A 12,691-nucleotide genomic window follows, 5' to 3' on the forward strand; every position below is an offset into this window, starting at 1 on the left:
CATCCGCCCCCCGTTGTTGCTAGTGCCTGCGTGCCCGTGCACAGGACGCGGCCACCCATCCCGCTGGGTAGAGGAACGGACACCACCCTGATGAGCCGCTTCCAGACCACACGCTGGAGCCTGATCGACGCGGCGCGCGATCATCCCTCGCAGGCCCGCAACGCGCTCGAACAGCTGTGTCGGGCTTACCGTCCGCCGGTACTCGCCTTCGTGCGCCACAGCGGTTACGCGCCCGCCGATGCCGAAGACCTCACCCAGGCCTTCTTTCTGCGCTTCATCGAACGTGGCTGGTATGGCGAAGCCGATCCCGAGCGCGGCCGGTTCCGGTCGTTGCTGCTGGTCTCGTTGCGCCGCTTCCTGATCGACCAGCGCAATGCCGACCACGCCGCCAAACGCGACATCGCGCGGACCGTGGAATTCGATGAGCTGTCGCAACCCGGTGCAACCGTGGATTCACCGGAACAGGCCTTCACCCGCGAGTGGGTCGGCACCGTCATCGCCAACGCCTACGCGCACCTGGAGGCGGAGTGGGAGCGCGCGGGCAAGCGCGAACAGTTCGCACAGCTCTCCGCACTGTTGGGTGAGCGCGCGGACTCCGCCGAACTGCATGCCCTGGCCGCCAGGCTGGATGTGAGGCCGAACACATTGGCGGTGCAGACGCACCGTATGCGTCAGCGGCTGCGGCAACTGGTGCGCCTGGAGCTGATGCAGACCGTGGGCAGCCGCGAGGCACTGGAGCAGGAGCTGGCCGAGTTGCGCAGCGTTCTGCCTGACGTGTCATGAGCGAAGGCGACGTCGATCGCAAATCAACCACGCGCTGGTGGCTCAATCCGGCGCTGGCGCGACTCGCCTTCGGCGACGCGACGCAGGCCACGCACGCGACCCGGTCCACGTTTCCACCGGCGGCGATCCTCGAAATAGACCTGTCCGATCCGGCCCAACGCGAGTTCGGCGATTACGAACTGATCGACGTCGCCGGACGCGGCGGCATGGGCGTGGTGTACCGCGCGCGCCAACGCGATCTGGATCGCGAGGTGGCGCTGAAGCTGCTGTCGGCCGGTGACTGGGCGGACGAGAAATTCGTCGAAGGCTTCCGTCGCGAGGCCCGGAACGCCGCATTGCTGCAGCACCCCAATATCGTCGTCGTGCACGAAATGGGCGAGCACGCCGGCCTCATCTACTACGCGATGCAACTGGTGCGGGGACGCAGTCTGTCGCAGCGTCTCGACCACGACGGGCCACTGCCACCGCGCGAGGCCGCGCGCATGTTGCGGACCATCGCCGAAGCCGTGGACTACGCCCATCGCCTCGGCGTGCTCCATCTGGATCTCAAGCCCGGCAACATCCTGATCAACGAAGGCGGCGAACCACTGGTGGCCGACTTCGGCCTCGCGCGACGGCTCGAGCAGGCGCTGGTCAACGACAGCATTGCCGGCACGCCCAGCTACATGGCGCCGGAGCAGGCGCAGGTCAACGGCCCCGCGTTGTCGCCCGCTACCGATGTATGGGGATTGGGGGCGGTGCTCTACGAGATGCTCACCGGGCATCCGCCGTTTGAGGCGAAGGACACCGCCGACGTATTGCGCCTGCTGCACGACGGCGAAATCCGCAGGCCCTCTCGTTATGCGCGGATACCGGCGGAACTCGAGGCGATCTGCCTGCACTGCCTGCAGCGGGAGCCGACCCGGCGCTATGCCAGCGCGCGCGAGCTTGCTGACGACCTGGGCCGCTTCCTCGAGGGCCGCGCGGTCAGCGTGTTGCCGCTGAATGTCTTCCAGCGCGTCGGCCGCTGGATGCGGCGCGACCCCAGGCTGGCGACGGCCGCCGGCAGCGCCGTGCTGTTGCTCGTGGCCGGCCTGCTCGCGACCACCCAGCAATGGCGGCGGGCCGAGGGCAACGCCGACGAGGCCCGCAGGCAGCTCTGGTCGCAGCGCAGCGACAAGGCCTGGAGCAGCATCGGCGAGGGCGGACTGCTGGACGCATTGGCACCGCTGGCGCAGAACCTGATCGAACAGGAGGCGGCCGGCGCCCATGACGCCACCGCCATCTCTCGCGCGCGCATCGGCAGCCTGCTCGCGCGGTCGCCGGCATTGATCGGCGTGTTCGATGCGCATGCGCCGATCTTCACCCTCGCGCTCGCGGACGACGGCAGCTGGGTGGCGGCGGGCAGTGACGACGGCGCGGTGCGCCTGATCGAGGTGCCTTCCGGGCGCGTTCGCTGGACGACCCAGACGCGCAACGCGACCCACTTCATGGTGCAGGCGCTACACGTGGGGGAACTCTGGAAGGCGACCGACGGCAGGCATCTGCTCGGCGCCCGCCCGGCTCCCGACGAAGCCGCCTACCCGAGCGGGGCCAACCAGCTGCTGTTCGATCTGCAGACCGGCGCCCTGTGGACACCTGCGGATCCGGATTTCCGCGACGCGACCTTCAGCCCGGATGGCGGCTTCGCCCTGATTCGAACCAACGGCCTGCGGACCCGGCTGGTGCATGTGCCCGACGGCCGCCCCGTCAGCCCCTGGCGGTCATTCGACGCCGGCAATCCGCTCTGGCTGCTCGCGCCGCTGGGAAGGCATGTCGCGGCCGCCACGGGGGGCGGCGGCCGCAAGATCGAGCTGTGGGCGCCGGAAACGCTGCAGGCGCGCTTCAAGTTCGAGTTCGAAGAAGCCCGCATGGTCCGCTCGTGGATCTTTACACCCGACGCCAGGTATCTGGTCCTGGGCCATCGCGATGGCCAGATCTCGCTGGTCGATACGCGCAGCGGGGTGCTCACACCCTTGCAGCCGCAGCGACCCGCCAGCGTAGGGTGGATGCGCATCAGCCGCGACGGCGCGTGGCTCGCGGCCTCCTACGAGGATGGGCATGCCCTGGTATGGGACCTGCAACGGCGCGAACTGCTTTCCGAACCCGTGCCCTTGGGCAGCGGAGTTTTCAGCGTCGAGGTCGACAATGCGTCGCGGACGCTGTTCAGCCGCGACCAACTCGAGGCGGAAGTCTGGCGCATTCCGGAAACGCCGGGGCCTGCATTGCGCCTGTACCGGCGCCCGGGGCTGCCGACGACGCGATACGGCCGCTCCAATGCCTGGGCCCCGCAATCCGGCCTGCTCGCCGCCGGCACGCTGACCGGTGAGATCCGGGTGTGGCGCACGCACCAGGAACAGCCGCTGCCATGGCTGGGGCCACCGCAACCCAGCGAAACCGCCTTCGATGGCCGCCACGTGGTTGCCGCGGATGGCAATCATGTCCGGGTGATGGATGCACTGTCGCGTCATGCTGCTGGTCCGCGCATCGACCTTCCGCAGCCAGTCGGGTTCGCCCTGCTGCTCGGCGACGGGCGAACCCTGGTGGCAAGCGCCGGACGCGCCCTGCACGTGCTCGACTGGCAGCGCGGCATGGCACGCATGGCGCCGATCGTGCTGCAAAACTCTCCGGTCCGGCTGCTCGCCACGCCCGATGGTGCGGTTTTGATCACCAGCGAAATCATCCGCAGCGGCAATCGCAGCCGCGCACGCATCGCGAGCTATGGCATCAAGGACGGCAAGCGCCTGGGTTCGATCGAGCTCGACGCGCCACTGCACGGCATGCGCCTGTCGTCGGACGGGCGCGACCTGCTGGCCTGGCACTTCGGCGAGCTGCACGTGTTCGATGCGCGCACGCTCGTCCGGCAGCGGTCGATGCAACGATTCGGCCCTGACCAGCTGGCGGCGCGGCGCGCGCTCTATGCGAGCAATGGTCCGATCGAAGTGACCGATCCGGATGCCTTCTGGGGCAAGCAGATCATGGACGCCGATGTCGATCGCGCCGGTGGCCTGGTGTGGGTATTGCTTGGTGAGTACGAGCTGAAGTGCGTGCGCTATGCCGACGGCATGATGGTGCGTGAGCAGAAGGTGCCGGTCGGACACGCTTCGCGGGTCGAGGCCGCCACCAAGGGCGCATTCGTGCTGTCCGAAGACCAGGGCCTGTTGCGGTTCAACGCCAGCAACGGCCTGCGTTCGCTGGCGCGAAGCGCCGACAACGTGGAGATAGGTGTGCTTGCCCGCAGCGGCGACGGCCGTCGCCTCGCAATCAGCACCGGGCACGGCGCCATGCTGTTCGACGCAGCGAGCGGCCAGTGGTTGACGCCACCGCTGCAACTCATCGACGACCCGCAGGATCCGCCCTTGCAGCTGGCCCTGGACCAGCACGGCGAGACCCTGCTCGTGCAAAGCCTCGCGCGTCGTTTTGTCGTGCGTCTGGCGAGCGAGGAGCGCGCGCCCACCGACGTGGTGAGGTTGGCGTCGCTCTGGCGCCCCGTCGATGCATTGAATCCGGTGTCTCCGACGGTGGCAGGCCCTGCCGCAGGCCTTGACCCGCATCAGGTCGATCCTGGCGTCACGTCGATGGCGCCGTTCCCTGCACCCACGCGGAGTCAGACCACACTGCGTCCCAGTGAACCGCGCTTCGTCGACCTGCGCCCGCACTGCAACTTCCGCACCGATGGCAACTTCGAGTTCTTGGACGAGCGCATCCTGTCGCGCAGCCTGCCGCGTGGCCGACAGACGCTGCTGGGTCATGATTTCTGGATCGATTGCGGGGTCGCGGCGTCACTCGCCAGCTTGAACGCGCCCTACCCCGAGCGCGTCGACGATATTGCGATCGGCATGCGGCGCTTCGCCGCGCTCGATGTCCTCCTGACGGGACGCACGACCACGCCGGGATTCGCCGCCGTGCCCTATGCGCTGATCGAATTGCACTATCGGGATGGCAGCGTGGCGAAGTTGCCCATCCATTCCCGCAGTGAGGTCTGGGCGTTCTGGCACGACGGCACCGACCTGCCGGAGCAGCCGCTCGCCTACCTGTCCCAGCTTGCGTACACGACGGGTTATGTCGCGCGGCTCTATGCAGTGCACCTGGAAAATCCGCATCCCGAACGCGAGGTCCAATCGCTGGCACTCGCCGCGACCGACTATGCCTGGAGCAGTCCACTGGTGCTGGCTGTCACGTTGGGGAACGGTGTGGCCGGAGGCGCGAGCCCGCCCGGCTTGGCCACTTCGCGAACTGGCGCGCGTTGATCCAGCTGTATGCAGGCAGCCGCCCGCCCCCAACCGCCGCACGGACGCCGTCTGGCGGGTACGGCTATTTCGCTCGTCCTGCTGCCGGGTTTCGCCTGCTCGCAGGAAGCAACAAGCAATCGCCCGATCGACCTTCCCGGGATCGTCGTCACCGGCTCGCATATCGGTCGCGCCGGATTCGAAACCTCGCAACCGCTGATCGTGCTCGATCGCCAGGACCTGCAGCGCACCGGCCTGACCAGCGTCGGCGAGATCCTGCAGCAGCTGCCCCAGCACGTCTCCGACCTCAACAGCGACTACAACAACGGCGGCAATGGCGAGACTCGCGTCGACCTGCGCAACCTCGGCGCCCGGCGCACGCTGGTCCTGCTCAACGGCCACCGCTATGTCACCGCGCTCGACGGCACGGTGGACGTGGCCAGCATCCCGCTTCCGATCGTCGACCGCATCGAAGTGCTCACCGATGGCGCGTCCGCGATCTACGGCTCCGACGCCATTGCCGGCGTGGTCAACATCATCACCCGCGACGACTATGCCGGCGTGGAGGCCAGCGCCTACTACGCAAGCAACGACCATGGCGACGGTGAACGGCGCGCGGCGGACATCACCTGGGGGCGGCAAGGCGAGCGTGGCGGAATCGCGCTGAACCTGTCGTTCGCCGACCAGCAACCGATCTGGGCGGGCGACCGTGCCATTTCCGCCGTGCCGACCTTCAACCTGCCCGCCAACGACACGGACGCAGGGGCATCGCGGAACACTCCCCAGGGACGCCTGGGCTTCGGTCCCCATGGCGCTCAGTTGCCCGATGGCAGCAAAGGACAGTTGACCTGGGACCCCGCGCTGGCAGCGCATCGCCCGTTCGACTTTCGCAGCGACGGCTACAACTTCGCACCCGAGAACTACCTGCGCACGCCCTACGAGCGCACCGCCCTGTTCGGCCAGGCGGATTACCAGTTAGGCGGGCAATTGAGTTTGCGCTCCGAACTGCTGCTGCACCGGCGCCGCTCCAGCCAGCAACTCGCGCCGACACCATTGATCCAACTCGGCGCGGAGGGAGGTCCCTACAACTTCGATATCGCGACCGACAGCCTGTACAACCCCTTCGGCCAGCCAGTCACCTTCTTCAGCTTCCGTCCGCTCAACCGCCCCCGGCGCTTCACCCAGCTCGTCGACACCTGGTATCTCACGCTGGGACTGGAGGGCGCGTTCGCACTCGGTGCGCGTTCCTTCAACTGGGAACTGCACGGCATCGTGGCGCGAGCCGACAATCAGCAGCACATCTCCGGCGGCTACAACCTGCAGCGCCTGGGTCTCGGCGTTGGCCCTTCCTTCCTCGATGCTTCCGGCGCGGCACGCTGCGGTACGCCGAGCGCGCCCGTGGACGACTGCGTGCCGCTGGATTTCGCGCATGGCCTGGACGGCTTCACCGACGCGATGTACGACTACATCTCCTCCACTGAAGGCGATTCCGAAACCACGCAGCGCCTGGGCGATTTCACCTTCAACGTGAGTGGCGCGTTGCTCGACCTTCCGTCCGGCCCGCTGACGGCGGCGTTCGGGCTGGAACACCGGCGCGAGCGCGTCCGCGTTGCGCTGGATCCCCTGCTGACCGACAAGGCCTTCGACTTCGGCAGCAGCATCCCGGAGCCATTGCAAGGCGAAACCCGGATCAACGAGGCGTTCGCGGAACTCGCGGTGCCATTGCTGGCGAACCGGCGTGGGGCCGACGCACTCGACCTCACGGTGGCGGCGCGCTATTCCGATTATTCGACGTTCGGATCCACCAGCAACGCCAAGCTCGGCCTGGGCTGGAGGCCCACTGCCTCCTGGCTGCTGCGCGCGACGTGGTCGCAGGGCTTCCGGGCCCCGTCCGCGAGCGAACTGTATGCGCTCACTGGGGCCTTCCAGATTACGGGACTGGATGCGCCATTCTTCGATCCCTGCGCCCAGCAACCGACCGGCGTCGTGGCCGAGCGCTGCCTGGCCGCCGGCGTGCCGCTCGATGGTTTCGATCCTCAGGTGGGCCCGGCGATCCGCTTCGGCTCCAATCCCGACCTGCAGCCGGAACGGGCGCGCAACCGCACGCTCGGAGTGGTCTGGAGTCCGCGCACGATCGAGGGCCTGGATGCATCGCTGGATTGGTGGCACATCACCCTGCGCGACGCGATCGATGCCATCCCCGACTACCTGCTGCCGATCCTGTGCTATCGCCAGGGCGCGACCGGCGCCTGCGAGCAACTTGCCCGCGATCCGGTAACCGGCGTGCTGACCCTGATCGACGCGCGCCAGCACAATTACGGCACCTACGAGATCGAAGGCTACGACGTCAGCCTGGGCTACCGTCGCGACACCCGATTGGGTGAGTTTGCATTGCGTTGGGACAGCGTCTACCTGAGCCGTTACTTGAAGGAGGTGCCCAAAGGCGCCCTGCTATCGACGGTCGGCAACTACTTCCAGTGGGATCCGGGCTGGCGGGTGCGATCGCTGCTGTCGCTGGACTGGAATCGCGCGCCCTTCGGCGCCACCTTGCGCCTGCGCTACTACTCGCCCCTGGACGAAAGCTGCTTCCTTCCGGCTGAGTTCGGCATGCCTTCGCTCTGCGACCGCTCCGACTTCGAGAGTCCGACCTTCAACGGCGATCCCGAGCACGTCATCGACGCCCGCACCTACACCGACCTTCAGCTGCGCTGGGAGCCGTGGCCAGGCACGCAATTCGCCGTCGGCCTCGACAACGCCTTCGATCGCGATCCGCCGGTCGCGTACACGTCCGTCGCCAACTCCTACGACCCCAGCTACGACGTACCGGGCCGGTTCTGGTATCTGCGCATCCAGCACACATTCCAGTGAGTCCAGGCGCCCGCGCAGTCAGTAATTTCGACACGGACGGGTCGTAGGAAACGTCGCAGAGGACATGCCGCTGCCGGCAAGCGCCCGTTTGCGCGGCCCGGAGATCACCATGAAGCACTTCTATCCATTGCTCGCCGGACTGATTTTTCTCGGCGTTTCCGGCTATTGCGTCGCCAGCGAACGCGACCAGCTCCAACTGATCGCCCATGAAGCCGGCGTTTCGATCAACGACGTACGCATGGTGCTGGGGGGCCGCACCACGTTTTCGCAATACCGCACCGCGTACGACCGCAAGGAAGTCCGCGTCCGTGAAGCGCTGGCGCGGTTGGCGGCGGCGGATGCCCGCCAGCAGCAGGACCCCAAGCTGGTCGCGAAAGCGAAGTGAGAGTGGCAACGACGCGCTAGCGAGCGGAAGCTGCCGGATCGCCGCAAGCACGTAGCAGGGACGCTCCACGCGAGACCGACGAGTCCCCGACTCGTCGGTCTGTTGCTGCCTGTCTGCACGCCGCACTTCCGAACGAGTGCATGCAACGTTTCCGTTCCGCATTCCCAGGCCATGTCCGCGTCGGCGGATCGGCGGCGACTGGCTCCAACGCCTGGCCAAGTCAGGCGGCTTGCGGCAATACCGTCGCACGTGTCGGCGCCAGCGCCCGCGGTGGCAGCAGCGAGCGGGTCTCGCCGTTGTGTCCGAGCAGGCGCAGGGTCCCGTCGGGGTCTTCGACGAGCGCGGTCAGGCTCTCCACCCAATCGCCATCGTTCGCGTACACGCAGCCGTCGCGTTCGAACAACGCGGCACGATGGATATGGCCGCAGACGATGCCGTCCAAGCCGCGACGCCTGGCGTCGTCGACACCGGCCTCGACGAAGCGGGCGATGTAACGTTCGGCCGCGCCGCTGCGGCGCTTGAGGAATTCGGCCAGCGACCAGTAGCGCAGGCCGCAGCGCCGTCGTGCGAAGTTGAGCAGGCGGTTGCCGGTGAGGATGCGGTAATACAGCCAGTCGCCGAACCGCTCCTGCAGGCCGCCGAAGTGGGTGACCGCATCGTAATCGTCCCCGTGCACGACCAGCAGGCGGCGGCCATCGGCGGTGACGTGGATGGAGCGTCGCCGGATCGTCATCCGTGGCAGGACCAGGCCACAGAAGCGGCGAACCGGGCGATCGTGGTTGCCCGGCACGTAGATGATCTCGGTACCGTCCCGGCGCAGCGCGTGCAGCGCCTCGACCACGCGGTTATGCGCGGCGTTCCAGTTCGCACGCCGCGACGCCATCCACCACAGATCGACGATGTCGCCCACCAGGTAGAGGCGCTCGCACCGCAGCGTGGTGAGGAAGTCGGCGAATTCCGCCGCGTGGCAATGCCTGGAACCCAGATGGACGTCGGAGACGAAGACCGCGCGCCGACGTACAGCCAGCGGCGCGATCATCGACGTCATTCCACCACCTCGGCCACGATCTCAGCGACGCGCGGCCGGGCCGGCGTGAGGTAGCGGTCGCGCTTTCTTGGACGCAGGCAGTGCGTGTCGACTTCGATCAGGCCGTCGACCGAGTCGCTGAACGCCGGATCGACGCCGAAGGCGAGGAAGCGCGCCCCACCCGGTTCACACAGCTCGGTGTACTGCTTGTAGAGCATCGGCAGCGTCGCGCCTAGCGCGTCGAGGTTGTCCCTGAGCACGCGGAACGCCGTGGCAGCATCGAGTTCGTCGCCGAACCGTGGCGGCGCGGCGCGGTAGACGAACGGCTGCCGCGATTGCGCGCAGCGCTCGCGCGCGCCGTAGTAGCGCGCGTAGTAGGCGACGATCTGTTCGCGCGCATCGACCGGCAATGCCGCGCTGATCGACACCGGGCCGAACAGGTAGCGCACTTCGGGATGGGCCTGCAGGTAGGCACCGATGCCCTGCCACAGGTAGTCGATGCTGCGGCTGCCCCAGTATTCGGGGGCGACAAAGCTGCGCCCCAGCTCCATGCCCTGCTGCAACCGCGGCAGGGCATCGTCGCCGTATTCGAACAGCGAAGCCGTGTACAGGCCGGCCAACCCGCGCTCGGGCAGCACGGCCGAACCGCGCGCGAGCCGATACGCGCCGGCGATCTTCGACGCGGCGTCGTCCCACAACACGATGTGCTCGTACCAGCTGTCATAGAGATCGACATCGAGGCGGAGGCCGGTGCCCTCGCCCACCGCGCGGAACGTGAGTTCGCGCAGGCGGCCGATCTCGCGCAGCAAGGGCGAACCCGCGGCGAGGCGGCCGAGGCGGATCTGCTTGCCGTCCAAGGTCTGTCCCAGCGAGTGCAGCGCCTCGACGCCCGCACGCACCAGCGCCGGATCGATGGCGTCGATCAGCGGCTCGGAGCCGACCGGCGCGGCGCATTCACGCGGAGTGCCGATCGCATGCAGCTCGCGGCGCACCCGGCGCAGCAGTTCGGTCGGCTTGCCGCCCGCGGGCAACCGCAGCGGATGGCCGATGCGCAGCGCGATGCGCCTGGCGCGGCGGGCGAACATCTCGCGCGCCAGCAGTGCGGTGCCCGCCGGCCTGAACAGCACGGAGGCTCCATAGAACAACGCGGAATTGCGGGCCTCGATGCGCACGGGCAGCACCGGCGTGTCCGTCGTGCGCGCGAAGCGCAGGAAGCCGCGCCGCCAGCGTCCGTCGGTGACCCCGCGCAGGCCCAGCCGCGCGACTTCGCCGGCGGGGAACACGATCACACAGCACTCCTCGCGCAACGCCTGCTCGACCGCGCCGAGACTCTGCGCGCCCGCCCGGCCGCCGACGATGCGGATCGGCAGCAGCAGGCCCGACAGCGGCTCGAGTGCGCTGAGCAGGTCGTTGGCGACGATCTTCACATCGCGCCGCACCTGGCTGACGGCGTCGAGCAGCGCCAGCGCATCCAGCGCGCCGGAGGGATGGTTGGCGACGATCAGCAGGCGGCCGCTCGCGGGAATGCGCCGCAGTTCGGCCGGATCGGCGAGATAACGCGCCTGCAGGAACTCCAGCGAAGAGCGCACGAAGTCGAAGTCGCGCAGGTGGCCGTGGGCCTCCAGGTGCCCGGCGATGGCATCGAACTTCGACCAGCGCCCGATGGCCCGCAGCAATGGCCGCGCCAGCGTCGCGCGGCGACCGCGGAACCAGTGTGGAAACCGCTGCTGCAGCTGCTGCTCGAACTTGCGCATCGCCCGTCGCCCCCCTTTCGCCCGGCAGCCTGCCGGGGCGATGCGACAGTCAGGCGGCGTCAGGGCGACAGGGATGTGACAGCGGATGGAGCCCGGTTTCGCCTGACCGGGAAAACCCGGGGGTTTGGCCGTTCCCAGCCGCGCGCAGCATTACCGGTGTCGCGCTTTGAGTGCGCCGCAGGCGGGCGCACAATGCCCCCTTCATGCACTGGCCAGCTTCAGGCTGTATCATGCGCGGCCATCTTTTCATCCCCATGAAGGGATATTCACCAAGGAAGCCTCGATGTCCACCAGCTACCTCTTCACCTCCGAATCCGTTTCCGAAGGCCATCCCGACAAGATCGCCGACCAGATCTCCGACGCCGTCCTCGACGCGATCCTCGCGCAGGACAAGCGCGCCCGCGTGGCCTGCGAAACGATGGTGAAGACCGGCGCCGCGATCGTCGCCGGCGAAGTCACCACGTCGGCATGGGTCGACATCGAAGCGCTCGCGCGCAAGGTCATCAACGACATCGGCTACAACAATTCCGAAGTCGGCTTCGACGGCCACACCTGCGCGATCATCAACATGCTCGGCAAGCAGTCGCCCGACATCAACCAGGGCGTCGACCGCAAGAAGCCTGAAGAACAGGGCGCGGGCGACCAGGGCCTGATGTTCGGCTACGCCTGCAACGAAGCCCCGGAATTCATGCCGGCGCCGCTGTACTACTCGCACCGCCTGGTCGAGCAGCAGGCCAAGGTCCGCAAGAGCGGCAAGCTCAAGTGGCTGCGCCCCGACGCGAAGTCGCAGGTCACCCTGCGCTATGAAGGCAACAAGGTCCTCGGCCTCGATGCCGTCGTGCTTTCCACCCAGCACGATCCGGACATCAAGCAGAAGGACCTGATCGAGGCCGTGCGTTCGGAGATCCTCGTGCCGGTGCTGCCGAAGAAGTGGCTGGACGCGCTGTCGAAGAACAAGGTGCACATCAACCCGACCGGCAAGTTCGTCATCGGCGGCCCGGTGGGCGACTGCGGCCTGACCGGCCGCAAGATCATCGTCGACAGCTACGGCGGCATGGCCCGCCACGGCGGTGGTGCGTTCTCGGGCAAGGATCCGTCGAAGGTCGACCGTTCGGCCGCCTACGCCGCGCGTTACGTCGCCAAGAACATCGTCGCCGCGGGCCTCGCCGACAAGTGCGAAGTGCAGGTGTCGTACGCGATCGGCGTGGCCGATCCGACCTCGATCTCGGTCACCACCTTCGGCACGGGCCACATCTCCGACGACAAGATCGAGAAGCTGATCCGCAAGCACTTCGACCTGCGTCCGTACGGCATCACGAAGATGCTGGACCTGGAGCACCCGATCTACCAGGCGACCGCCAGCTACGGCCACTTCGGCCGCAAGCCGAAGGAAATCAGCTACACCGACGGCGCCGGCAAGAAGCACAAGGCCACCGCGTTCTCGTGGGAGAGGACCGATCGTGCCGAGGCGCTGCGCAAGGATGCCGGCCTGAAGAAGTAAGCACCGCCCTGCTCCCTCTCCCGCGAGCGGGAGAGGGTTGGGGTGAGGGAACGGGCCGCATCCGCGGCCCGTTGCTTTTTCCGGCCTCCCCGCGCAATCCCGCCTGTTCATCCAGCCATCGACCAC

At 67.7% G+C, this 12,691-nt stretch carries 7 protein-coding genes; 5 read left to right on the forward strand and 2 right to left on the reverse strand.

The window, feature by feature from the left end:
• Positions 1-90: 90 nt before the first annotated feature.
• The 4 genes from ACYVGE_RS09610 (at position 91) to ACYVGE_RS09625 (ending at position 8,283) form a co-directional block, all read left to right on the forward strand.
• Positions 91-783, forward strand: coding sequence for an RNA polymerase sigma factor (locus ACYVGE_RS09610; protein ID WP_460729336.1), 693 nt, complete (start codon positions 91-93; stop codon positions 781-783).
• Entirely contained in the window at positions 780-5,051 is a 4,272-nt protein-coding gene (locus ACYVGE_RS09615; RefSeq protein ID WP_460729338.1) for a protein kinase domain-containing protein, read from the forward strand. The genes ACYVGE_RS09610 and ACYVGE_RS09615 overlap by 4 nt, the downstream gene beginning before the upstream one ends.
• A 9-nt stretch (positions 5,052-5,060) precedes the next feature.
• Positions 5,061-7,898, forward strand: a complete 2,838-nt coding sequence (locus tag ACYVGE_RS09620; RefSeq protein ID WP_460729340.1) for a TonB-dependent receptor plug domain-containing protein — start codon at positions 5,061-5,063, stop codon at positions 7,896-7,898.
• A 109-nt stretch (positions 7,899-8,007) separates the two neighbouring features.
• Positions 8,008-8,283 carry a hypothetical protein gene (locus tag ACYVGE_RS09625; protein ID WP_460729342.1) on the forward strand — a complete coding sequence of 92 codons (276 nt, stop codon included), beginning with the start codon at positions 8,008-8,010 and terminating at the stop codon, positions 8,281-8,283.
• 220 nt (positions 8,284-8,503) lie between these two features.
• On the opposite strand, the gene ACYVGE_RS09630 is transcribed toward ACYVGE_RS09625, so the two are convergent.
• Positions 8,504-9,331 carry a UDP-2,3-diacylglucosamine diphosphatase gene (locus ACYVGE_RS09630; RefSeq protein WP_460729344.1) on the reverse strand — a complete coding sequence of 276 codons (828 nt, stop codon included), beginning with the start codon at positions 9,329-9,331 and terminating at the stop codon, positions 8,504-8,506.
• Positions 9,328-11,064, reverse strand: a complete 1,737-nt coding sequence (gene olsF, locus ACYVGE_RS09635) for a bifunctional ornithine lipid synthase OlsF (protein ID WP_460729346.1) — start codon at positions 11,062-11,064, stop codon at positions 9,328-9,330. Before olsF ends, ACYVGE_RS09630 begins: the two co-directional genes overlap by 4 nt.
• Before the next feature lie 283 nt (positions 11,065-11,347).
• On the opposite strand from olsF, the gene metK reads away from it, so the two are divergent.
• Positions 11,348-12,565 (forward strand): methionine adenosyltransferase, encoded by a 1,218-nt coding sequence (gene metK / locus ACYVGE_RS09640; protein WP_310054035.1) that lies wholly within the window; start codon positions 11,348-11,350, stop codon positions 12,563-12,565.
• Positions 12,566-12,691: the final 126 nt, after the last annotated feature.

The organism is Lysobacter rhizosphaerae (assembly GCF_054779795.1).

Coding starts and splice junctions, on each gene's coding strand:
- ACYVGE_RS09610 (WP_460729336.1), top strand. CDS start 91: ATGAGCCGCTTCCAGACCACACGCTGGAGCCTGATCGACGCGGCGCGC.
- ACYVGE_RS09615 (WP_460729338.1), top strand. CDS start 780: ATGAGCGAAGGCGACGTCGATCGCAAATCAACCACGCGCTGGTGGCTC.
- ACYVGE_RS09620 (WP_460729340.1), top strand. CDS start 5,061: ATGCAGGCAGCCGCCCGCCCCCAACCGCCGCACGGACGCCGTCTGGCG.
- ACYVGE_RS09625 (WP_460729342.1), top strand. CDS start 8,008: ATGAAGCACTTCTATCCATTGCTCGCCGGACTGATTTTTCTCGGCGTT.
- ACYVGE_RS09630 (WP_460729344.1), bottom strand. CDS start 9,331: ATGACGTCGATGATCGCGCCGCTGGCTGTACGTCGGCGCGCGGTCTTC.
- olsF (WP_460729346.1), bottom strand. CDS start 11,064: ATGCGCAAGTTCGAGCAGCAGCTGCAGCAGCGGTTTCCACACTGGTTC.
- metK (WP_310054035.1), top strand. CDS start 11,348: ATGTCCACCAGCTACCTCTTCACCTCCGAATCCGTTTCCGAAGGCCAT.